General features: G+C 50.8%; 21 protein-coding genes. 11 read left to right on the top strand and 10 right to left on the bottom strand.

Annotated elements, in window-relative coordinates:
- Nucleotides 1-115 precede the first annotated feature (115 nt).
- Both moaB and glp read left to right on the top strand, forming a co-directional pair.
- Nucleotides 116-664 (top strand): molybdenum cofactor biosynthesis protein B, encoded by a 549-nt coding sequence (gene moaB / locus ACN0R8_RS02775; protein ID WP_417594845.1) that lies wholly within the window; start codon nt 116-118, stop codon nt 662-664.
- Nucleotides 665-715: 51 nt separating this feature from the next.
- Nucleotides 716-1,996, top strand: a complete 1,281-nt coding sequence (glp, locus tag ACN0R8_RS02780) for a gephyrin-like molybdotransferase Glp (protein ID WP_417594847.1) — start codon at nt 716-718, stop codon at nt 1,994-1,996.
- A gap of 28 nt (nt 1,997-2,024) precedes the next feature.
- Here glp and ACN0R8_RS02785 read toward each other — a convergent pair whose 3' ends face one another.
- Nucleotides 2,025-3,419 carry a PLP-dependent aminotransferase family protein gene (locus ACN0R8_RS02785; protein ID WP_417594849.1) on the bottom strand — a complete coding sequence of 465 codons (1,395 nt, stop codon included), beginning with the start codon at nt 3,417-3,419 and terminating at the stop codon, nt 2,025-2,027.
- Nucleotides 3,420-3,584: 165 nt separating this feature from the next.
- Here ACN0R8_RS02785 and ACN0R8_RS02790 point away from each other — a divergent pair, with 165 nt between their 5' ends.
- Nucleotides 3,585-4,472 carry an EamA family transporter gene (locus ACN0R8_RS02790; protein WP_417594851.1) on the top strand — a complete coding sequence of 296 codons (888 nt, stop codon included), beginning with the start codon at nt 3,585-3,587 and terminating at the stop codon, nt 4,470-4,472.
- 11 nt (nt 4,473-4,483) lie between these two features.
- Here ACN0R8_RS02790 and ACN0R8_RS02795 read toward each other — a convergent pair whose 3' ends face one another.
- The 9 genes from ACN0R8_RS02795 to ACN0R8_RS02835 all read right to left on the bottom strand — a co-directional run bounded on the left by ACN0R8_RS02795 (nt 4,484) and on the right by ACN0R8_RS02835 (nt 14,876).
- A complete protein-coding gene (locus ACN0R8_RS02795) occupies nt 4,484-5,302 on the bottom strand; it encodes a DUF2059 domain-containing protein (RefSeq protein ID WP_417594853.1) in 819 nt (272 codons plus the stop codon).
- A gap of 190 nt (nt 5,303-5,492) precedes the next feature.
- Nucleotides 5,493-6,803, bottom strand: a complete 1,311-nt coding sequence (gene pepQ, locus ACN0R8_RS02800; protein WP_417594855.1) for a Xaa-Pro dipeptidase — start codon at nt 6,801-6,803, stop codon at nt 5,493-5,495.
- Nucleotides 6,804-6,901: 98 nt separating this feature from the next.
- Nucleotides 6,902-7,840 (bottom strand): LysR family transcriptional regulator, encoded by a 939-nt coding sequence (locus ACN0R8_RS02805; protein ID WP_417594857.1) that lies wholly within the window; start codon nt 7,838-7,840, stop codon nt 6,902-6,904.
- 34 nt (nt 7,841-7,874) lie between these two features.
- On the bottom strand, nt 7,875-9,041 hold the full coding sequence (locus ACN0R8_RS02810; RefSeq protein ID WP_417594859.1) for a M14-type cytosolic carboxypeptidase: 1,167 nt from the start codon (nt 9,039-9,041) through the stop codon (nt 7,875-7,877).
- 101 nt (nt 9,042-9,142) lie between these two features.
- Entirely contained in the window at nt 9,143-10,201 is a 1,059-nt protein-coding gene (locus ACN0R8_RS02815; RefSeq protein ID WP_417594861.1) for an ABC transporter ATP-binding protein, read from the bottom strand.
- 2 nt (nt 10,202-10,203) lie between these two features.
- Nucleotides 10,204-11,196, bottom strand: coding sequence for an ABC transporter ATP-binding protein (locus ACN0R8_RS02820; RefSeq protein ID WP_417594863.1), 993 nt, complete (start codon nt 11,194-11,196; stop codon nt 10,204-10,206).
- Nucleotides 11,197-11,200: 4 nt separating this feature from the next.
- On the bottom strand, nt 11,201-12,181 hold the full coding sequence (locus tag ACN0R8_RS02825) for an ABC transporter permease (protein ID WP_417594865.1): 981 nt from the start codon (nt 12,179-12,181) through the stop codon (nt 11,201-11,203).
- 6 nt (nt 12,182-12,187) lie between these two features.
- Nucleotides 12,188-13,165 (bottom strand): ABC transporter permease, encoded by a 978-nt coding sequence (locus ACN0R8_RS02830; protein ID WP_417594867.1) that lies wholly within the window; start codon nt 13,163-13,165, stop codon nt 12,188-12,190.
- A 154-nt stretch (nt 13,166-13,319) separates the two neighbouring features.
- Nucleotides 13,320-14,876 (bottom strand): ABC transporter substrate-binding protein, encoded by a 1,557-nt coding sequence (locus tag ACN0R8_RS02835; protein ID WP_417594869.1) that lies wholly within the window; start codon nt 14,874-14,876, stop codon nt 13,320-13,322.
- Between the two features lie 433 nt (nt 14,877-15,309).
- Between ACN0R8_RS02835 and ACN0R8_RS02840 the strand changes: the two genes are divergently transcribed.
- The 8 genes from ACN0R8_RS02840 (at nt 15,310) to ACN0R8_RS02875 (ending at nt 23,864) form a co-directional block, all read left to right on the top strand.
- Nucleotides 15,310-15,723, top strand: coding sequence for a YacL family protein (locus ACN0R8_RS02840; protein ID WP_417594871.1), 414 nt, complete (start codon nt 15,310-15,312; stop codon nt 15,721-15,723).
- A 106-nt stretch (nt 15,724-15,829) separates the two neighbouring features.
- Nucleotides 15,830-16,066, top strand: a complete 237-nt coding sequence (locus ACN0R8_RS02845; protein WP_417594873.1) for a hypothetical protein — start codon at nt 15,830-15,832, stop codon at nt 16,064-16,066.
- Between the two features lie 107 nt (nt 16,067-16,173).
- Nucleotides 16,174-16,602: an HIT domain-containing protein gene (locus ACN0R8_RS02850; RefSeq protein WP_417594875.1), complete on the top strand. Its 429-nt coding sequence runs from the start codon at nt 16,174-16,176 to the stop codon at nt 16,600-16,602.
- A 59-nt stretch (nt 16,603-16,661) separates the two neighbouring features.
- Nucleotides 16,662-17,177, top strand: a complete 516-nt coding sequence (locus ACN0R8_RS02855) for an HAD family hydrolase (RefSeq protein WP_417594877.1) — start codon at nt 16,662-16,664, stop codon at nt 17,175-17,177.
- A gap of 39 nt (nt 17,178-17,216) precedes the next feature.
- Nucleotides 17,217-18,356 carry a GNAT family N-acetyltransferase gene (locus tag ACN0R8_RS02860; RefSeq protein ID WP_417594879.1) on the top strand — a complete coding sequence of 380 codons (1,140 nt, stop codon included), beginning with the start codon at nt 17,217-17,219 and terminating at the stop codon, nt 18,354-18,356.
- 484 nt (nt 18,357-18,840) lie between these two features.
- Entirely contained in the window at nt 18,841-19,857 is a 1,017-nt protein-coding gene (locus ACN0R8_RS02865) for an HlyD family secretion protein (RefSeq protein WP_417594881.1), read from the top strand.
- 86 nt (nt 19,858-19,943) lie between these two features.
- Complete coding sequence (gene rbbA / locus ACN0R8_RS02870) at nt 19,944-22,736, top strand: ribosome-associated ATPase/putative transporter RbbA (protein WP_417594883.1); 2,793 nt, start codon at nt 19,944-19,946, stop codon at nt 22,734-22,736.
- Nucleotides 22,737-22,739: 3 nt separating this feature from the next.
- A complete protein-coding gene (locus ACN0R8_RS02875) occupies nt 22,740-23,864 on the top strand; it encodes an ABC transporter permease (protein ID WP_417594885.1) in 1,125 nt (374 codons plus the stop codon).
- The last annotated feature ends 304 nt before the right edge of the window (nt 23,865-24,168 follow it).

Consider the following 24,168-nt stretch of genomic DNA (forward strand, 5'->3'; position numbering starts at 1 on the left):
AGATGATAACAGAGAATTTCCGGCTTTTTTCCCGATCACAATGGCATAAGCTGTGCTATGAGTTAAACATTGACAGCTTTTCGCCAACGTTAATTATTCAGAACAAGGTAACCCCATGACACAAATGATGGACAACCAACCCGCAGAACCTGTTGAAGTACCACTGAATATCGCAGTGCTTACCGTATCCGATACCCGCACCCCGGAAACAGACAAAAGCGGCGATACTCTGGTTAAATGCCTGGAAGAAGCCGGTCACAAACTGGGTGATCGCGCTATCGTACCGGATGATGTTTACAAGCTACGGGCCACCATTTCTAACTGGATTGCTGACGAGAACATCAACTGTATTATCAGCACGGGCGGAACCGGTTTCTCAGGCCGGGACAGCACACCGGAAGCGGTAACCCCCTTACTGGACAAAGTGATTGATGGCTTTGGTGAGATCTTTCGCATGGTTTCCTATGACGAGATCAAAACCTCTACCATTCAATCCCGTGCCATTGGCGGACTGGCGAACAGCACTCTGGTTTTCTGTTTACCAGGCTCCACTGGTGCCTGCCGTACCGGCTGGTATAAAGTCATTCAGGATCAGCTGGATAGTCGCCACCGCCCCTGCAACTATGTGGCATTACTGACCAAGGGTAATGCTCAGCACGTTTAATATTGATAACACCCGCTGCGCCAATACAACCGATAACGGAAACCGGAAGTTATGCTGCTTAAAACGAGAAAAGACGCCTGTGATCAACCGGGACTGATGCCTGTAGACGAAGCGATCAGCTGTATCTGTAATGCGATCAGACCCGTTGCAACAGAGGTAAAGCCTCTTTCTCAGGCGCTGGGCTGTGTGCTGGCAGAGCCCATTGTCTCCCAGATTAATGTGCCTGGCATGGACAACAGCGCCATGGACGGCTACGCGCTGAACATTAAAGACCTGAAGAAAAGTCCACTGGCCATCAGCCAACGCATTCCCGCCGGACAGCAGCCCGAAGCTCTGCAGCCCGGCACCTGCGCCCGGATTTTTACCGGAGCCCCCCTGCCCGATGGTGCTGATACCATCGTTATGCAGGAGAAGGTAAAGGTGGATGGCGACCAGGTCAGCTTTCATACCCATATTGATACCCCTAACCAGGGGGATTTTGTCCGCAAAGCCGGGCAGGATATTCAGCAGGGCCGGGTGCTGTTAAATACCGGTAGCCGCCTGGATGCCGTGGCGCTGGGGCTGGTTGCATCGGTAGGCCAGGCAGAGGTTATTGTTCACAAGAAACCTAAAGTCGCACTGCTCAGTACCGGTGATGAGCTGGTTGAACCTGGTGCGCCCCTTCAGGCAGGACAGATTTTTAACTCTAACCGTTACATGCTGCTCTCCTTGTTAGCGAATCTGGGCTGCGAGGTCATTGATAGCGGAATCATCCCGGATGACCGTGAAGCGACGGTAAAAGCACTGCAAAAAGCAGCCTGTCAGGCGGATCTGGTGATCAGTAGCGGCGGTGTCTCTGTAGGTGAAGAGGATCACGTTAAGCCTGCCATCGAACAGCAGGGAACCCTTAACCTGTGGCGTATGGCGATGAAACCCGGTAAGCCTCTGGCCTTCGGTCAGATTAAAACCCCAGAGGGAGAAACCCCCTTTATCGGTCTGCCCGGTAATCCGGTGTCATCTTTACTGACCTGTCTGGTGGTGGTTCGTCCGGCTCTTGGCGTCCTGCAGGGGCGGGGTGAGGTTCCGGCTCCGGTTTACCGGTATGCAGAAGCAGAGTTTAATATTGATGCCGGTGAACGCCGGGAATATCTGCGGGTGCGCCGTGTCCGCCTGCGCCCCGGCGACCTGCCCAGCCAGCCGATGCGTATTGAGTTGGCACCATCGCAGAACTCCGGTGTGCTCACCTCCTGCCAGTGGGCCGATGCCCTGGCGATTGTAGAACCTGGACAAAAGGTTCGAGAAGGCGACTGGGTGAAATACCTGCCGATGGATTATCTGATGCTGGCCCCTTAACAGGGGCGCGTCATCGGGAAAGTGTGGTTCACCGCGACCGGTGAATCAGCCCGACAAACCGTGCTAATAAGGCCTCAATCTGCTCATCCAATGGCCAACCTGCGTTGATACGCACATAATCCTGATAATAATCCAGCGTGGTAAAGGCAGGGCCGATTCTAAGATCCAGCCCTTCTTTTATCGCCTGTTGCCAGAGCGACTGACTGTTCAGCCCAGGTATCTGTAGCCAGAGCACCATGCCGCCGGTGGGCTGGCTGACCGCACTTCCCTCCGGCAGATGTGCCAAAAGATACTCCCGGTAATCCTTCAGGTTTTTTTGTAGCTGGATTCGTGCCCGATTAAGGTGACGTCGGTACTGGCCGGTATTGATAAAATCTGCCAACCCGGCCTGTACCGGTGTGCTGATGCCAAAATGGTTCACCCCGTGCCGCCGCTCATAGCCGGTGAAAAACTGTCCCGGCAGACACCAACCCACCCTGAACCCCGCACTCAGGGTTTTTGAGACCGAGCCACACCAGAGCAGAAAACCGCCTTTATCCCAGTATTTCGCCGGTAACGGCAGGGTTTTACTCTGACCCAGTTCGATATAGATATCATCTTCAATCACGGGAATCTGATACTGATTCGCCAGCTCTGCCAGTCGCTGTTTTTGGGCTGCCGACATACTGATCCCCTGTGGGTTCATATGGGATGTGCTGAACAGCCCCGCTTTGACGGTTTTGTTCTTTAGCAGCACCTCAAACTGATCCAGATCGATCCCCTCCTCTGTTGAAGGAATTTCCACCACGTTGCGATTCAGTCCCGCCAACAGCTCCAGCAGACCGCTGAAACAAGGCGAACTGATGGCGATAGCATCACCGGGATCAGATACGGTTTCCAGAGCGATGCGCACCCCATCGATACAGCCTCCGGTAATCACCAGATCTTTGGCAGAGAAAGGAAAACCGTAGGTGCAGAAATGCTCTTCCAGTGCCAGACGTAAGGCCGGATCACCCTGACGATCCGGGTAGTTATGCAGCTGTCGGGCAAGGCGCGAAATACCCCGCTTAAGACTTCTTTGCAGGGCTTCTGTCGGCATAAGATCCGGTGCTAACTGGGAGATACCCAGAGGCCCGGGTTCATAAATTCCCGGCTGATAGTTGATGCCGGATTCCTGAAAAGAGATGCTTTTCAGCTGACTGCGAAACTGAGGTAGTTCAGGGGTTTTGCTGGCCAGCAGAGGACGGGAAACATAAAAACCGGACTGAGGTTTAGCGATAATCCAGCCCAACTCTTCCAGATAGTGATAGGTGTTGATGGCGGTGGTCATACTGATATTAAACTGCTGCGCCAGTTTGCGAAGCGAGGGCATACGGCTGCCATGGGGGAGCTTCTCCGCCTGAATATCGGTAATAATCTGTTCTGCAATCCCCTGATAACGCACGCCTCACCTCTTAATCCAGCTGATCTGTTACTTCAGATTAACGCCGCACCAACAAACTGTATACTTTTTATTTTTAAAAACTGACTCTGTTATCTTTTCTAGCAAAACCTGACACTAGCCCCTTAACAGAACAACACTTTTCAGCGTTTTAGGGAGAACAAAACGATGCGCCTGAAAGACCTGCTACTGGGTTTAAGCATTATGTGTTTATGGGGATTTAATTTCTCTGTCATTAAACTGGGGGCAGATCAGATCAACCCGATTCTGCTGACCACCCTGCGCTTTACGTTTGCGGTACTGCCGGTGATCTTTTTTATCAAGCGCCCTAAGGTGAAACTACGCTATCTGGTAGGTTATGGTGTGACCTTTGGTGTCGGAGTCTGGGGCATGATGACCTCAGCGATCACTCTGGGGGTCAGTGCCGGTATGGCGGGCGTGCTGATGGATCTGAGTCTGATCGCCAGTCTTCTGATCGGCTGGCTGGTACTCAAAGAGAAAATCAGCCCACGTCAGACCGTAGGAGCGGGCCTGATTTTACTGGGCGCTGTGGTCAGCCTGAGTCTTGAGGATGGCTCTGTGCCTTTGGCAGGCTTACTACTGGTTCTGATCGGTGCTTTAAGCTGGGCGGTTATCGGCCTGATCGTAAAGCTTGCGAATACCCAGCAGATCTTCGCCTTCAGTGTCTGGGGTATGCTGTTCGCACCTCTGCCGCTGGCGGCTCTGGCACTGATCAGCTACGGGCCGGAAGTGTTTATCGCCCTGCCGGAACAGATGAACAGCAGTGTCTGGTTCTCGGTGCTGTTTCAGGCCTACCCGACCACTTTGCTCGGCTACTGGCTGTGGAATCGCCTGATGACTCAGTACCCACTATCAACGGTAGCACCGTTAACCATGCTGACGCCGGTATTCGGCCTGCTGGGCAGTATGATCTTTCATGGAGAAACCATCAGCGACACTAAGCTATTGGCCTGCGCGCTGATTCTGGTCGGTTTTCTGGTCGGACAATGGCAAAAAAGCTGGTTCAGAAGCCTGAGAGTACAGGCTAACAGATAGATATCATCAACCTATCGGGCTGCAACACTCAAATTAGCAGCCCACTGACGCACCACCTGTTCGATGCTGTTATTAATACTCTGCTGCACCGTCCGGTTAAACTTTTGCGTTGTCGGTTGGGAGAGGAACCCGATATATGACTGGAGGGTATTCTGATCAAGATTACGATAAGTAAACGCAAGAGCGATGGTGACCATCTGATCAACCTGCTGACGCGTATCTGACTCAGACATCATCAGCTGGCGATGAAAGCCGTCCAGATCAATATCACCACCCTCGCCCGATGAGCGCTGCAGAACAACGAAGATCGCAGAAGCAACCTGCTTTTGCATCTCAAGGGTAATTTCGGTGACACCTGCCTCTTTATTGATTTGAGCGGCCTGTGCCATCCGGCTCTGATCCTGCATCAGTGACTGGACATGGGCCATCATCAGTGCCTGACTGTCCGCGTCTGAAGCCTTTGCTTCTTCAGAGGTCACACGGCGGCCAAGCTCCGAGTCAAACCAGGTCAGAAGCTCATCCACTTCCGTTGCAGACATCTCTGTTTTAAGGGACTGGGAAATATCCGAAAGAATAACCGCTTCATTAAGGCTCAGATCAATCTGCTGCTGTACTTTAAAGGCACTATCCGAAGAAATTCTTCCTGCATCAACCGCGTCGGCAATACCTTCTTTAATCGCCAGAGGAAATTCAGAAATCTGAGCAGAAACACCCGAAATATCCAATAATTGCGTAATATCCCTATCGGAAGGCGCGGCCTGTACTGTAGATATTAACCCCAGTGCCAGTACCAGCACTGCCATAAAAATACGGTTCATCTGTTTTATCATGATCAATCCTGAGTCAAAGTGGATAACAGTCCGTGCTAAGGCGCATTTTGCCAATAACCATACCCAGATTCCACGCCGTTATGTAACGCCCGGATACCGTCCTTGTATCCATCGCACCGTCCCTGTAACACCATGATACTAGGTTTCTAACACCACAATACTAGGCTTCGCCTGATATGGGCTGGTAAATTCAGAGGTCACTTAACCGTGCAAAACCATCACGGGTGTAATTTTCACTGCCATCTGGCTTCACGCACAGGTTATCTTCAATGCGAATACCACCATAAGGCAGTAGTTTTTCCACCATCGCCCAGTTGATCTGCTCTGAAGCCTTAGAGGCTTTCAGCTCTGCTAACAGCTGCGGGATAAAGTACACCCCCGGCTCCACGGTAATAACATAACCTGTATCAAGTGTACGGGTCAGGCGCAGGAAGAGATGCTCAGCCGGTGGCTCCTGTATAGCGCCCGTTGCATCCTGCTGCCAACCACCCACATCATGAACCTGAAGCCCCAGCAAGTGGCCCAGACCGTGAGGATAGAAAGTACGGGTAATCCCTTGTTCCAACTGATCTTCAGGGTTGGCATGCACAATACCAAAACGGTTGAGAAGATCGGCGATCATCAGATGCATCTGCTCATGCAGCGCCACAAAATTACTGCCGGCACTGATCTGCTGACACAGCTGAAGCTGCAGATCATCCAGCCCTTTCACCAGATCAGAGAAGAGAGTACCTTCCTGAGTAAAGGTACGGGTAATATCTGCTGCATAGCCATTAAAACTGGCACCAGCGTCAATCAGCAAGGTGCGGTGCTCACCGGGTGCGGAACGCTGCTGGAACTGATAATGCAGTACAGCGGCGTGTTCATTCAGGCCGACAATATTGTCGTAGGGCATATCACGTTCATTATGGGAGATCGCACTCAGGTAAGTCTGATGAATAGCGTATTCACTGAGTCCGGACTCAAAACCGCGCTGCGCCGCACGATGCCCTTTAACCGCCAGGTAGTTAGATTCACGCAGGCAGTGTTGCTCCCATTCGGTCTTGATCGCCCGACCAAAGTTAATACTATGGATCAGAGCCTCAGGATTGTGGCTCAGATGCGCTCCCTCAAGACCCTGTTCACTGATCAGAGCCGTACGCGCCTGCCCTACGGTTGCCAGCATAGCCGCCGGATCATCATAAGCGATCCACTCGAAACCCAACGCCCAGTCTGCACAAGGCAGATCCGGTGTCAGGTGCCAGAAGTCTTTCGGCGTGTAATAAAACATTAAAGGCTTCTGACCGGGGCGAACCAGCAGCCAGCAATCCGGGTGCTGAGTCAGGAACGGCGACCAGTAAACAAAGTGAGGGTTTGGTCGAAACGGATAACGGGTGTCATCCAAAAAATGCTTGTGCAAATGACCGGAACCGATCAGAAGCTGATCAAACGAATGCTCTTGCAGGAGTGCTTCAAACCGGGATTGCAGTTGGGACAGGTGTGCAAAATAAAGTGCAGACATAAAAAACCTTTTTAATCGAACCCACCCTCAGGCAGGTTGAAACATTGAAACCAGAAACCCGGCGCATCACAGAAGACACCCGAATCATCTGATACAGATCAGACGTTCAGAGACCGATTGGCAAGAGCCTCTTCCAGTAGTGCCCAGAGTTGTTTAATGTTTGGCTGAACATTTTGGCGGTTCCGGTACAGGCGAACCTCTAGGGGTACATGCCACTCTTCACCCCCTGCAAGACTCAAGCTGCCATGTTCCAAACTACTGTTGACCAGACGCTTAGGCACCCAGCCAAAGCCAAAGCCTTCTTTGATCATCGCTTTAACACTGATCGAGTGAACATTTTCATTCATGGTCACCAGCTGAGGCGGCTCTGGTTGCTGCTGAACAAAGTGATCCAGCACTGAGCGCATAAAAGAGTTTTCGTAGTAGCCAATGTAAGGCAGCGGCTGACTTTTCTGTCCCGGCAGATAGTACAGTGGCCGCCCATCTTCATCGTTGGCCGTTACCGGCACCAGTTTTTCCCGCGCAACGGTGAGGCTTTCAAAACGCTCATCATCCAGATCCCGGGCCACCTTCATGGTCGGGTGCCAGAAGCAGAGCACCAGATCACACTCCCCCTGGGACAAAGCATTAACAAAGTCCGCACCCACCCAGGAAGTGGATTTCAGATTCAGGTCAATGGGCAGGTTATTCTGGGCTGAAAACGGCATCAGTACCGAGTGATAGAGTGTCAGGTAAAGCGTCTGTGTTGTGGCAAATGTGAGCCGGTTACTCTGCTGCTCACGTATCTCATTGCAACGCACCTTGGTCTCCCGTGCGATGCGGGTCATCTGTTCCGCACCGGCCAGAAACACCTCGCCGGCAGCGGTCAGAGACAACGGAAGACTGTTGCGGTCGATCAGCGTTGTGCCCATCTCTTCCTCCAGTAACCTTATACGGCGACTGAGGGTAGGCTGGGTGACATTGCGCTCATCCGCCGCCCGGGAGAAATGCCTTGCCCGGGCCAGAGCGATAAAATCATCGAGCCATCTAACTTCCATAGCGTACCTTAAAAGAACAAACAACTACCGGGGCTTATAAACCAGCCTTCAACCATTGATGTACCGGGTAAAGTAAGGATTCCCCCAGTTTAACAGAGCGCTCCGGCGACCAACCAAAATCCGCATCCGGACGGTTATCATAGTCCTTAAATGGCATTTCCAGTGTCATGGATGGGCAGTTGAACTCTCTGCCAACCCAGAAGGCTGCAATAGTATAGGTCTCAGGGCCAAATTTGCCAGGTGGATAACCCCGTGCCGTCTGAAAATCAGGGTTGATCTGCTCAAGGTCTTGTTTAAAGCGTTTTTCCTGCGTAAGCACATCCAGGCTCAGGTGAGGTGCCCCCTCCTGACCGGCGATAAAGTTGCACGGCAGGGCTTCATCACCATGCAGATCGAGAAACAGATCAACACCACTTTGCTGCATCAGAGTACGTACCGCCAGAACTTCAGGGCTACGCTCTGGAGTGGGTGTTTCCCACTCCCGGTTAAGGTTAGCGCCACAAGCATTCGTGCGCAGATGCCCTCGAACGGAGCCATCGGGATTCATATTCGGCACAACATAGAAATCAGCCTGATCCAGAATAGACTGACCCAGGGCGTCATCCTCATCCAGTAGTCGGGCGATAAAGCCTTCAGCGCACCACTCCGCCATAGTTTCACCAGGGTGCTGGCGGGCTGTTACCCAGATCTGTTTTTTTGCTGCCGGATTACCTGATGCTTTACTGATTTTCAGCAGGTTCAGATCATAGCCATCCAGGGTGGTGCCGATATCATGCACCTCACATAGCGCAGACTGCTGCGCTTGACCGACCAGATCCAGATGCTGCTCCCAGCTGTAGGGAGCAAAATAAGCAAAGTAGATGCTGTTCTGAGCCGGAGTATGCTGAATCACCAACTCTCCGGTGTCGGCTTCATAGGCGGTATCCACACGAAACCAGGTTTCACGGTCGTAGGATGCAACGGCCCGATAGTCCGGCCAGCCATCCACATAGGCGGCCTGTCCGGCATTCACAATACGCAGGCTTAGCGGTTGAGTCGCCGCACCCTGCACCCGAAAGTGGAACCATTGAAAGAAATCCGACTGGTTATCCTGACGGATACTCAGTTGAATATCCTTGGGATTGGTCAGATCCAACACCTCAATATTACCGGCGTCGAACTGACTGCTGATCTTGATCTTGGACGGGATTGTTAAGCTCATATCCATTCCCTGATTAAGCCGCTCAGTTAAGCGGCTTTTAATAAGAAGAAAGTCTTGGGTGACAACGCAACGTCTTGGGTGACCAAGCAGGTACAGGCCGCTTAAACGCGGCCTTCTGCAACACCATGACAAGCCACCTGACCACCTTCATCAGTGGTGATCAACTGCGGAATCTCTTGACTGCAGCGCTCGTTCGCGTAGGGACAACGGCCATGGAAAACACAACCACTGGGCAGGTTCACCGGGGTAGGCACCTCACCCTGCAGCTTAATATGCTGCGGACGATCATCTTCCAGACGCGGAATTGCAGACATCAACGCCTGAGTGTACGGGTGACGAGGTTTAGCGAACAGTGTTTTGGTCGGTGCCAGCTCGCAGAGAGAGCCAAGGTACATCACCGCCACACGGGTGCCAAAGTGCTCCACCACCGAAAGGTCGTGGGTGATAAACAGATAGGTCAGGTTACGCTTTTCCTGAGCATCCATCAGCAGGTTCAGCACCTGAGCCTGAATCGATACATCCAGTGCAGAGATAGGTTCATCGGCGACAATAAACTCGGGATCAACCGCTAAGGCACGGGCGATACTGATCCGCTGACGCTGCCCACCAGAAAACTCATGGGCAAAGCGCTCACCCCAGCTCGGATCGATACCGACGGAGAACATCACTTCATGTACTTTATCCCGTACCTGCTGAGCTGACCAGTCAGGGTTGTGAAGCCGTACCGGCTCTTCCAGCGTTTGCGCAATAGTCATACGCGGATTGAGGGAAGCATAGGGATTCTGGAAGATCATCTGCATCTTTTTGCGATACGATAGCAGCTGCTTATCATCCAAGTCATCAATACGTTCGCCCCGGTAACTGATGGTTCCCGCCGATGGCGTCAGCAGTCCCATCACGGTGCGGGCAACAGTGGACTTACCACAACCGGACTCTCCAACCACGCAGAGAGCTTCACCCTTTTTAATGTCCAGATCCACGCCATTAATGGCATGAACAAACTCCTGCTCACGAACAAGCTTGCCGCCTTTAAACTTCAGCTGATCAAGAAAGTCGCCGGAGATATTGAATTTTTTATACAGACCACGGATCTGAACCAGAGACTCGCTAACCTGTACCTGATCCGTTTCAGTTGTCTTCATTGTATTCTGATCGGTCATGATTATGCCTCGTGGGATGCCTGTTCCGCTTGTTTCAACTCGGCCACCATATGGCAGGCCACCTTACAATTACCGGATACGGTGTATCCCGGTAGCTGTTTGGTACAGGCATCACGCAGGTAATCACAGCGGGGATTAAATGCACAACCCGTCGGAATTTTCTGCAGAGAGGGCATAGAGCCACGAATCTGATTCAGACGCTGTCCGGGAATTGCCATCTGAGGCAGAGCATTCATCAACCCCTGAGTATAAGGATGCTGGGCATCGTTGATAATCTCACGGGTTGGCCCCTGTTCAATAATGCGGCCCGCGTACATCACAATCGCTTTCTGTGTAACCTGAGACACCACACCCAGATCGTGGGTGATCAGAATCAGAGCAACGTTATTACGCTCACACAGCTCAACCATCAGTTCCATAATTTCAGCCTGAATGGTCACATCCAGTGCCGTTGTCGGTTCATCCGCAATGATAATGTCCGGGTCCATCAGCAGACCGATGGCGATCACCACTCGCTGACGCATACCGCCTGACAGTTCATGGGGATATTGATCGATACGGGTTTCAGGAGATGGAATCTGCACCTGCTGCAGTTTTTGAACCGCAATGGTACGGGCGTTCTCGTTGCTGATCTTCCGGTGCGCCTGCAGACACTCCACCATCTGCTGACCGATGGTCAGCACAGGGTTCAGGGTCATCATCGGATCCTGGAAGATCATGGAGATGCGGTTCCCCCGGATATTGCGCAGCTCTTCAGGGGACATATCCGCCAGATCTTTGCCTTCAAACAGGATCTGACCATCTGAGATGCGACCCGGTTTGGAGATCAGATTCAGAATGGAGAAACCCAATACCGACTTACCAGCACCCGACTCTCCCACCAGACCGAGGCGTTCACCACGATCCAGTGTGAAATTAATGTTGCGCAGCGCTTTAACTTCACCACTACGCAGGCCAAAACTGACTTCAAGGTTTCTTACTTCTAATAACGGCATGGTTTTACCCCTTGTACAGTTTCGGGTTGAGAACATCACGCAGCCAGTCACCTAACAGGTTCATCACCAGTACCAGCACAACCAACACAACACCCGGAATCACGGTAATCCACCAAGCACCGGAGAAAATATACTCAAAACCGCTGGAGATCAAAGAACCCAGGGAAGGCTGAGATACCGGCATGCCGAGGCCCAGAAAGGAGAGGGACGCTTCAGAGATAATAGCGTTGGCTACCTGAACCGTAGAGATCACCAGAATCGGGCTTAGCGTATTGGGCAGAATATGACGGAACATAATGCGTATCTGCCCCAGCCCCATCACGCGGGCGGCATCAATGTACTCTTTCTTTTTCTCAGCCAACACAGACGCTCGAATGGTACGGGCATATTGCGGCCATTCGGCGATACCGATCACAAGAATCAGCATCACCATGGCCAGATCCTGATACAGCTCAGTACCAAAGCTGGCCTGAAAAATTGCCAGCACCACAATCGCCACCATCATGGTAGAAAACGACAGCTGAACATCCGCAAAGCGCATTAGGATACTGTCCACACGGCCACCACGGTAACCGGCGATCAAACCAACGATAATACCGATAGTTGCCTGCAGCAGTACCGCACAGATGCCGATGGTCAGGGAGATACGGGTGCCGTACAGAATCGTCGACCAGAGGTCACGCCCCTGGGCATCGGTACCTAGCCAGAACTGCTCCTCGCCCATCTCTTCATCCCAGCTGGGTGGCAGCTCGGAGTTCATAATGTCCATCTGAGTCGGATCGTAAGGGTCAAAGGGTGCAATGACTGGCGCAAACAGCGCCATAATCACATAACCCATAAAAATGGTCAGACTGACCTGGGCGACACGATCTTTGATAAAGCTGTTCCAGATATGCGTATCTTTAAAGCGCTGCCAGGCCGTCGGAACAGTCTCTACTTCAGGCATTTTGCTGGCCGGTGTTTGATTTTGATTTGTCATGGTCATTCCGCCTTATTTCTTACCCGCCAGATTTACCGTTGGATTAACCAAACCATAAATCAGGTCAACAATAGTGTTGGTAATCACAAAAATCGCACCCACAACAATCAGATAAGCCACAATCAGTGGAGTATCCACACGGTTAATGGCTTCCAGAAACAAAAAACCCATACCTGGCCACTGAAAGACGGTCTCGGTCAGAATGGTGTACGCCACCATGGTGCCAATCTGAACACCACCCACGGTAATCACCGGCAGCATGGTATTTTTCAAAGCATGCAAGAAGTAGATACGACGTGGGTTAAGCCCCTTCGCCCAGGCAAATTTCACGTATTCAGACTGCAGTACTTCCATCATCTCCGCACGGATCAGTCGGATAAACAGCGGCAGCATAATAGAAGCCAGAGAGATACACGGCAGCACCAGGTGTGCTAAGCCATCCCAGGTGAAGAAACCGGACTCCCAGCCCCAGAACATCGACTGGGTTTCACCACGGCCAAAGGAAGGCATCCAGCCCAACTCAATGGAGAATAAGTAGATCAGGCCGATAGCTGTCAGGAAAACCGGCACCGAAATACCAATAATACTGAAGCCCATCACCGCCCTGGAAAACCAGCTCTGAGGATTAATGGCAGAGTAGACACCCAGAGGCACCGAGAGAAAAACAATAATAAGGGCTGAACCAAACACTAACTCTAATGTGGCAGGCAGCTTGCCCAGAATCACATCCAGTGCCGGTTCTTTAAAAAAGTAGGACGTACCTAAATCACCCTGCAGCGCATTTTTTACAAAGCGGCCGTACTGTACTAAAAAGGGATCGTTCAGGCCGAGTTCATTACGCAGTTCCTGCCGTTCGGCTTCTGATACCGATTGACCGACCATCTCACGTAATGGGTCACCTAAATTATCCTGAATGGAGAAGCTGATAATACTGATGACAAACATCACCACTATCGCCTGAGCCAGTCGTTTTATAAAAAAAGCAATCATGGTTGTTCTGCCTTTATGACGTCGCGGGTCCGTGCGTCGTTTTATTCTTTATGTCTTGAGGGAGTATTCACAGAGGAACACAGAGCCGGCCGGACATCACGGGGAAGGAGTGAGATGCCTGACCGGCGGAACTTCGTTTTATACGAGGCGGGGATTATTCTTCAATAACCAGATCACCCAGGTAAGGGAAGTTCATTACGTTCAGAACAGGCTCAATGTTCACACCCTTACGAGCGGCCCAAGCCAGATTCTGCCAGTGCAGAGGAACAAAAGCGGCATCGTCGTACAGCATCTGTTCGATTTTCTGCATGATTTGCGCACGCTTCTTAGGACTGGTTTCAGTATTCGCCTGCACCATCAGCTTGTCAGCTTCAGGGTTGCAGTAGTTACCACTGTTGTACTGTCCTAGGCCGGAATCAGTATCAGGGCAAGCGGTCAGAAACTCGAAGAAGTTGTTGGAATCTTCGGTATCTGCGTGCCAGCCGATCATCATCATGTCTGCAGCGCGAGCGTCGAACTCACCCCAGTACTGTGCTTTTGGCAGGGTTTTCAGATCGACTTTGATCTTGATCTTAGCCAGCATAGACGCAACCGCCTGAGCGATTTTCTCATCGTTCACATAACGGTTGTTAGGCGCCATCATGGTAACAGTGAAGCCATCTTCATAGCCCGCTTCTTTCATCAGCTGCTTAGCTTTTTTCAGATCATAGCGAGGCTTCAGAGCATCGTTGTGACCCAGGTAACCCCAAGGGCTCATCTGCGCAGCAGGTGTTGCGAAACCACGCATGATTTTCTTCACAATACCCTGCTGGTTAATAGCATAGTTAACCGCCTGACGAACACGGGCGTCTTTAAAGGCTTCAACACGTTCCTGGTTCATCTGGAATGTGATAATACGGGTGCCGCCCATAGCCACCAGATCCACTTTATCGTTGGACTTGATGCGCTTGTGATCGGTTGGTGGTACAGGTGCGATAAAGTCAACATCACCGGACAGCAGAGCTGCAACACGGGTTGGTGCTTCTTTAATCGGTGTCAGAACGATCTTATCAACGTTGCCAGGAGACTTGGTATCCCAGTAGTTGTCATTGCGGTCGAACTCAACTTTTACACCTTGCTGGCGATAGCCAACTGTGTATGGGCCGGTACCGGATAGCTGACGGGATGCAAAAGAGTTACCGTGTTTAACCAGTTTGTCTTTTGGCTCGCCGTTCGCATCAGTACCTGAATAAAACTTGCTGTCCATAGGGAACAGGTAAGTCAGGTTATTCAGAATCAGTGGGAAAGGTTTTTCAGTTTTCAGCTCGACGGTGTAATCGTCGATCACGTTCAATCCGGAGAAAGGAGCAAATACGCCTTTAAAGTCAGCAGATTCGCGCAGACGGTTAAAGGTGAACTCAACATCTTTAGCGGTAAAGGTATTACCGGAGTGGAACTTTACACCCTTACGCAGATGGATGCGCATGGTCAAATCATCAACACGCTCCCATTTTTCCGCCAGGCGAGGTTCAAAACCCAGCTTTTTATCCCAGCGTACTAGGGGATCGAACGTCATATGCGATAACTGAAGTGTGCCTCCGGAAAGCTGCTCGTGCGGATCAAGTGATACAGGGTCAGCATCGTATGCCATCTTCAAAGTTGCTGCATTAGCGCCAGTCATGAGCCCCAGGCTCAGAATCGCGCCAGCTAGCAGGGATACGGATTTTTTCATCTTGGATTCCCGTTAGTTATTATCTTTTTTTACGATTTGGTTCAGTCGGAAAGTGCTTCTGAACACAGATGGTGTGTCATCACACACTACTGTCATCGGAAAAAAGTCTAATGGAAGGCTCAGGGTCTACCAATTTGAATAACGAAAGATGCCATACAAGATCCGTATAGCACTTTAACTTCTCCCTAAAAACGGGCATTAAAACAGCTTATATTTCTGGTTTTGCCCATTTGAAGTGCGAAAAAACTACTATTTCGCCGTTTCAGCGCCTCCGCTGAAACGTAAAAAAACACCTACATTACTTTTGGGCATACCGCTTTTCTGCTTTAAATGTCTGTTTATAGGCCGTTATCTGCTTGCCCAAAGAGTCTGGCTTGCCTAATATCCCGAGCGATTTAGTTTTTGTATCAGCCCCTAACCCTGAGAACCTATAATGGAATTTGATCTTATCCGCGACCGTGATGGTCAGTGCAGCCTTGAACTGAACGGCGAACAAACAGCACTTGAGCGCTGGTTCAATGCCAAAGAGCGCCAGTCTATCTGCGCACTGGACGACCTTCTGGAAATCATTGCGGATATAAAGCGGGGGAACAAACGGGAATATATAGGCAGCGACCCTGAGTTTCAGATCACTCTGACACCAGACGAGTGCGCAATTATTGCGAACTGGCTGCTGTTTGATGAAAGCCTTGAGCATGAGGTGCGTGAAGGCGGTTACGACCGTACCATCCTTGAAGAGGAGGATCTTCAGGCCGATGAAGGCGACGCCAAGGCAGAATGCGGACTGGATGACTTTGCTTATCTGTTGGAAGAGTGGCGAGAGTTTCTGCGGGAAAACCAACGTTAACCGATACAGGTATTACCACCACTGGGATGCAGCCGAGAAATCAATTAGGATAGTTAAAATTAGCATATATTAATTTAATCTGTTCATAAAATTATAAGGTTTCTCTATGGCTACGTTACTAAACTGGCTGGACGCCCTGCCCTGGTCACTACTGATCATTGGTTCTCTTACATTAGGACTCGCCCCCTTTTTTCCGGAACCTCACCTGATAGAAAAGCTGCGCATGCTGGGTAATGGCGAACTGAAAGCGCCGCTGGACTGGTTTGATCTCTTTATGCATGGCGCACTTCCCTTTCTGCTTATCGTAAAACTTGCTGCAACCGGGTTCCGGCAGATGGCATAAACCGCTGCTCTGACAATTACCCCACACTCTCATCTCTGCTATGCTTCTGAAATCACTGGTCTTTTCATCCAATATTCATAACGGCCAACTGTTTTCAGGAGTATCCTATGTTTACGCTACATTCCCGTCTTGAGCAGGATACTATTCCTGTTGCCGATCTCCCCCTGAGCCGTTTGGTGATGATGAATGATGCTCGTTTCCCTTGGTTTATTCTGATCCCCCGTATTGGCGGAATCACCGAGATCCACCAGCTGGACAAAGCCAACCGCCAGCAACTGATGGATGAGTCCTGTATTCTGGCAGAGGCTCTGATGAGTGCATTCCGGGGTTATAAAATGAATGTGGCTGCCCTGGGCAATATGGTACCGCAGCTGCATATGCACCATGTGGTGCGTCAGGAAGATGATGCCGCCTGGCCTGCTCCGGTCTGGGGTGTTGGCACACCGGAAGCCATGAACGAAGAAGAAGCTCAACTCCGTATTCAACAGCTGGTTCCTCTATTGGAAAAATTGATACCAGAACTTCTGCTGTCTTAATAAACATTTCAACTGGCTTAACAACAAGCTCAGAGAGCCTGGGAAAGGAGTAGCCAACCATGTCGGCAAACCGTGCAACGAATAACGCCATCTTTCTGTTCGACTGGGGCGACACTCTGATGGTGGATTTCCCCGAAATGACAGGCAAAATGAAAGACTGGCCCAAGGTTCAGATGATGCCAGAGGCCGACAGAGTCTTAGCAGAATTAAGCCAAAGCGCCCGACTCTTTGTCGCAACAGGGGCTGCTGATTCGGCTGAATCCGATATCCGCGCAGCCTTTGAACGGGTGGGTTTATGTACCTATATCGAGGGTTACTTCTGCCAGAACAACCTGGGCATCGGTAAAGGCACACCAGATTTCTACCGGGCAATTATCAAGCAGCTGGGCGTTACTCCGGATCAATGCACCATGGTGGGTGACAACTTTGATAAAGATATCGCGCCAGCACTGGAGGCTGGACTCAGGGCGGTCTGGCTAACCGGTCAGAGTGAAACCCGCGAGCACAATGCACAAACATTCGACAGGATTAAAAGACTGGATGAGCTGCTCTTACTCACCACTCAAAGCGTATAATCCGGCTAAGAAAAGACCATTACAGGAAAATCCAAACCGATGAAGATACGTTTTATCGATCAGATCAGCCAAATCAGCGAAGCTCATTGGCAACAACTGAACAACCACGATAACAACCCCTTTATCGGCAAAGCCTTTCTGCAGGCATTAGAAACGTCAGGTGCCGCCAGCGAAAAAAGCGGCTGGAAACCTCACCACCTGATAGCGGAATCCGGTGATAACCTGATCGCCTTTATGCCGCTGTATATCAAAACCCACTCCTATGGTGAGTATGTCTTCGACTGGTCATGGGCGGAAGCCTACCAGCGTTACGGACTGGCTTATTACCCCAAGCTTGTTACGGCCATCCCCTACACACCCAGCCAGGGCGAGCGGCTGTTAGTAGCAGATGATGTACAAAAGTCCGACCTGCTCCCTCTGATCGCGGGTGCGCTAAAAGCGGAAGCAACACGACTGGGGGCCTCGAGCTGGCACCTGCTCTTCCCTCAGGAAGATGAACATCAACTGCTGGCTGATCAACAACTGCATGCTCGCCTTACCTGTCAGTTCCACTGGTTTAATACCGATAACTGGCAGAACTTCGACCAGTTTCTGGCGAGTTTCAGTTCAAAGAAACGCAAAAATGTTAAGCAGGAAAGGCGCAAAGTAGTGCAACAGGGGCTGACACTGGAGCGCCTTGAAGGTGCAGATATCACATCGGAACAGCTGGAGCATTTCTATCACTGCTACCAAATAACCTATCTGCAACGTGGGCAAAAGGGCTATCTGAACCGAACGTTTTTCCAGCAGCTAGTGGAAACGATGCCGGAACAGATCATGCTGGTCATCGCCCGTCATACGGCAGACACCCCTGTCGCTGCGGCTCTCTTTTTCCATGACAACACCCGTCTTTACGGACGCTACTGGGGCAGCAAAGTTGAAGCCGACAGCCTGCATTTTGAAGCCTGTTACTACCAGGGTATCGAATATTGCTTAGAAAAAGGTCTTGATCATTTTGACCCCGGCACCCAGGGAGAGCATAAAATCAGTCGCGGCTTTCGCCCTATTATCACAGCGTCACATCACTGGCTGGCGGAGCCGGAGTTTGATGCCGCGATACGGGATTTTGTGCAGGAAGAAGCCGAGCATGTCCAGCAGTACGCTGAGCAAGCTCGGGAGATGCTCCCTTTTAAAGAATAACGGTAGAGCCTTGAAGCAATTTTGGAACCTAACCGATGCCTGTTTAGAATCCCGTCACTAGAACTTGGTTTTGGTGATCCTATCGCTGGCTTATACGACGCACCCACGGGAAAGCCCAATAAATCGATCATTCATCTGCTTTATGTATAAATATAAATAAGAAATTAGCGCAGATACTTCTTTCTGCAGATGAAATACTTAGTCATTCATTTATACTAAATTAGTTCTAAAGAACAACGGCTTGAGGCTACTAAGCCATCGTTCGAAGAAAGGCAATACAACCCAAGTCTTTCAGCCCTCCAGGGAGTGCTTTCAGCCTTTCAGAGAATAGAAGAAGTAGCTGGTGTCTTTCTCGACTATGCGACACAGATCACCACCATATATACGATGGCGGGCTGCCGACAGACCAATCCGCCTCTCTTAATAATGAAATATCCAGGCTAAAAACGTCATCCGTTGACAAATATTCAACAGGGAGAAAAACGTGAAACGATCAATAACAGGTGTGATTCTAATATTGGTTGCCGCCGGTGGCTGGATGCTATGGCAATCCCTGCAGAAGCCGGAGTTACCGGTCAGTATCGCTTCAGGTAACGGGCGAATTGAAGCGGTGCAGGTCGATGTTTCAACAAAGATAGCCGGACGGGTTGATTCTGTTTTAGTACAGGAAGGCGATCTTGTTAAGCCAGGTCAGGTAGTGGCAACCATAGACACAACCCAGTTAATGGCAGAACGACTTCGAGCTGAAGCTGAAATAGCCGGAGCAAAAAGTCAGATTGCCGCCGCCGAAGCCTCCATTGCGCAGGCTAAGGCTAAGTTGATTCTGACACAGCAGGAATTACGTCGGACACAGGAGCTGCTCAAAAAAGGTCATGCCAGCAAAGAAACCTATGATATTCGTGTCAGTGAGGTTGCCGTAGCCAAAGCCAACCTGAAGGCCTCGGAAGCGATGCTGGTTGCCCGTCAGCGCAGTGTTGATGCAGCCCAAGCTGTTGCCCAGGGTATTCAATCCCAGATCGATGATGCCACCTTAGTTGCGCCAAGCCTGGGACGCGTCTTGTACCGCCTGGCGGAGTCAGGAGAGGTTCTCGGTAACGGCGGCAAAGTGCTAACGTTGGTTAATCTCACCGATATCTATATGGAAACCTTTCTGCCTTCCTCTCAAGCCCACCGTATTGCTATCGGTGCCGAGGCCCGGGTCAAGCTGGATATTCTGGATGTCGCCATTCCCGCTACTGTTAGTTTTGTGTCCCCTGAATCCCAATTCACCCCGAAAGAGGTTGAAACAGCCAGCGAGCGTGAAAAACTGATGTTCCGCGTTAAAGTACGTATACCGGAAGAGCTGGTCATGGCCTACATTGATCGCGTTAAAACAGGGATACGGGGTGTCGCTTATATTCGCCTAGCACCCTTATCCGGTGAAACGCCTGCTCCATGGCCGGATTTCTTACAGAAACTACCTTCAGGGATTCATTCAGCCCCTCAGATCAACAGCCAATAAAAGCCAGCCGACAACGCTTTAACGGCAACTTTGCGCGAACGGTATTTGACTGATAACCACAGAATTTATGGCTGAGGATACGAACTATGGCTGAACAAGACCGCCTGATCGCACGTATTCAGGGTGTAACCCATACCTATAAAAAGTCACCCGCAGTTGATGATATCACGCTGGATATCCCCTCAGGTCTGATGGTTGGCTTGTTAGGGCCAGATGGTGTTGGTAAGTCAACACTGATGGGGCTTATTTCCGGTGCACGCAAACTGCAACAGGGGCATCTTGAGGTGCTGGGTGGCGATATGGCCTCTGCGGCGCACCGTAACGCGATCGGTCCCAGTATCGCCTATATGCCCCAGGGGCTTGGCAAAAACCTTTACGCAGAACTCAGTGTTGAGGAAAACCTGGACTTTTTTGGTAAGTTATTTGGCCAAAACTCTGCCGAGCGCCGTGCCCGCATCAACCGACTAACAAAAGCGACAGGGCTGCATGGCTTTCTGTCACGGCAAGCCGGTAAATTATCCGGCGGTATGAAACAGAAGCTAGGGCTTTGCTGTTCTCTTATTCATGATCCCGATCTGCTGATTCTGGATGAGCCAACCACTGGCGTTGATCCGCTTTCACGGCGTCAGTTTTGGCAGTTAATCGCCACGATCCGCCAGGAACGGCCCAGCATGAGTGTGTTAGTCTCCACCGCCTATATGGATGAGGCGGAGGGCTTTGACTGGTTGGTTGCTATGGATGCCGGGCGTGTGCTGGATACGGGCACCCCGGAAGCCCTTAAGACCCGAACCGGTGCTGACGATCTGGAAACCGCCTTTGTGCGTCTGTTACCGAAAGAGAAGCGCGGCGATCTCACCGAGCTGGTAATCCCACCTTTAGAGCAAAGTGAGGCAACCCCCGCCATTGTCGCCGAAGGGCTGACCCGTCGTTTTGGCAGCTTTACCGCCGTCGATAATGTGAGTTTTGAGATTCAGGCAGGTGAGATCTTTGGTTTTCTTGGCTCCAATGGCTGCGGGAAAACTACCACCATGAAGATGCTCACCGGCCTGCTGCCGGTCTCTGAAGGTGAGGCATATTTATTCGGTAAGCCCGTGGATGCAGGTGATTTAGAAACCCGTAAACGGGTGGGTTTTATGACCCAGGCCTTCTCCCTTTACGGCGAACTAACCGTAGCACAAAACCTCAAACTACACGCCCGCCTGTTCCATTTAACGCCGGAGAAAACCTTAGAACGTATCAACACCCTGGTTGAGCGTTTTAGTCTGGCAGAGCACCTGGATACTCTGGCCTCATCGCTGCCCTTGGGGATGCGCCAGCGTCTTTCTTTAGCGGTTGCCGTGATCCATGAGCCGGAGATGCTGATCCTTGATGAGCCTACTTCGGGTGTTGACCCCGTTGCTCGGGATGGGTTCTGGCAGCTATTGGTGGAGCTATCCCGACAGGACAAGGTGACCATTTTTATCTCTACCCACTTTATGAATGAGGCTCTGCGTTGTGATCGTATCTCACTGATGCACGCAGGTCAGGTGCTGGTCTACGATAAACCTCAGCATCTTGTTGCAGCGAAAGGCGCAGATTCCTTAGAAGAGGCTTTTATTGGTTATCTGGAAGATGCCATCAGCGAGCAGGAGCAGAAAAAAGAGACACAGAAACAAGGCGCACAAAAAAAAGAAAAACAGGCCACCCCTGACCAAAGCCCTCTTTCAGTAGTCACGGAATCTACAGAAGAACCCAAAAAAGCTAAGCTGCACGGTTTCAGCGTGAGTCGACTGCTGGCCTATAGTTATCGTGAAATCATGGAGGTGATCCGCGATCCCGTGCGTATGGGCTTTGCTTTTCTCGGTAGTGCCCTGCTGCTAATTGTTGTCGCCTACGGAATATCTCTGGATGTTGAAAACCTCAACTATGCAGCCCTTGATCATGATCAAACCCCTGCAAGTCGCAACTATCTCAGCAACTTCGAGGGCTCCCGCTATTTTAATAAGCAGCCGGATCTGCACAGCAAAGAGGCACTCGACCAAGGGCTGAAATCAGGCGATATCACTCTGGCAGTAGAGATTCCGCCGGGTTTTGGCAGAAGCCTGAAAAAAGGGGAAACCGCTGAAATTTCAGCGTGGATTGATGGCGCGAACACCACCCGCGCGAACACCATTTCCGGCTATGTCAGTGGTGCCCATATTAACTACCTGTCAGAACTGGCCGCCAATGCCGGCGTAGATGCCAGCGCCCTATCCAAAGTAAACCTGGAGCCGCGCTACCGTTACAACCCAACCTTTGAGACCATTTATTCCATCGGGCCAAAAGCACCTGCTGTGCTTCTGCTGCTGTTTCCGGCTATTCTGATGGCGGTCAGTATGGCCCGGGAAAAAGAGATCGGTACCATTACCAATTTTTATGTTACCCCAACCAAGCGGCTGGAGTTTCTTATCGGCAAGCAACTGCCCTATATCGGTATCGGCATGGTTAACTTTGTTATTTTAACCTTGCTGGTGGTCTTTCTGCTCGATGTTCCTTTAAAGGGCAGCTTTTGGGGGTTGGCATTAGGGGCCCTGCTCTATGTGTTCACGTCTACCAGCTTTGGCTTGTTAGTGTCCACATTAACAAAATCACAAGTCGCTGCGGTATTTGCTACCGCTATTTTGCTGATTATGCCGACGATCAATTTTTCAGGCCTCGTACAGCCAACCTCAACCATGGAAGGGGGTGGTCATATTATCGGCCTGTTATGGCCTGCAAGCTACTATATGCACCTCAGTGTTGCCGCTTTTACTAAGGGGCTTGGATTTACCGATCTGACCGGAGATATCCTTGTGCTCTCATGTTTCGGGCCAATACTAATTGTCATGACGGCAGCTTTTCTGAAAAAGCAGGAGGCCTGAATAATGAAAGCCTGGATTAATATTTTCTGGCTGGGCAGGAAAGAACTGCGCAGCGTTTTCAGTGATGTCGTGATGGTTATACTGATTCTTTATTCATTCAGTCTCGCCATATACTCCCAGGCAACAGCAACCAGCGAGTCGGTCAATAATGCTTCCGTTGCCATCGTGGATGAGGATGACTCGACGCTATCACGGGCCATAGCTAATGCCCTGTACCCACCCTACTTTAAAACACCGGAGCTGATCTCTGCCTCCGAGGTCGATCCATCCATGGACCTGGATCACTTTATGTTTGTCATTGAGATCCCACCACAATTTGAAGAGGATGTCCGTAAAGGCCGTCAACCCAGCGTAAAGATTAATATTGATGCCACCGCCGTCACCCAGGCGGCCCTTGGTAATCAGTATATTCAGAATATCATCGTGGGTGAGGTTAACCACTTTATCAATCGTTCAGATAAAACAACGCCCTACCCTGTGACACAGGTGCAGCGACGGGCCTTTAATCCCAATGGTACCGGCATGTGGTTTGGAGCGATGAACGCCCTGATCAACCAGATCTCACTGATTACCATCATTCTGACGGGGGCAGCACTACTAAGGGAACGGGAGCACGGCACCATCGAGCATTTACTGGTCATGCCACTCAATTCATTTCAGATTGTTATGTCTAAAGTTTGGGCTAACGGTTTAATTATTCTGGTGGCCTTCACCCTATCTATGCTGCTTGTGGTGGAAACCATCCTGGATGTGCCCATTAGTGGCTCTCGCATGTTATTGCTCAGTGGCACAACCCTCTATCTGTTGGCCGCTGCCGCCATCGGAATTTTTTTGGGTACGATCGCCCGTACCATGGCGCAATTTGCCCTGCTGATGATTATGGTGATTGTACCCATTACCATGCTTTCCGGCGGCTTAACACCTGTAGAAAGCCAACCGGAAATCATACAGCCGATAACATGGCTGTTACCTTCGCGTCACTATATGTCCTTTGCCCAAGCCGTTGTTTTCCGTGGTGCAGACCTGAGTATTATCTGGCCTCAGCTGTTGATTATTACAGGTTTGGGTGCCATATTCTTCAGCGCCAGTCTGGCACTGTTCCGTCGCTCGATTGCCACCAGTCATTAAAGTTCAGAGCAGGGCGAAAAATCGCTCTGCTCCATCTGCTTTTTAAATCACTATAACGGCTTAAACTTCTGCAACTTTGAATACATCCGCTTAAAGACACCTGCTTAAAGACAATCACTTCATATGCAATATCATGAGTTCCATACCCACAGACCTTCAGCCACAAAAACTTGTGTAGCACTCCTATTTCCTGCGTTTAGCCAAAAATGACCTTACGTCACCCGGTGAGCAAGATCCAATAATCCTTATTTCCCATTCAGGAGAGGAACTCACCCACAACATAACGCTGCGACATTTACACCAA

Source organism: Oceanospirillum sp. (genome assembly GCF_048265165.1).
GTDB lineage: Bacteria > Pseudomonadota > Gammaproteobacteria > Pseudomonadales > Halomonadaceae > Oceanospirillum.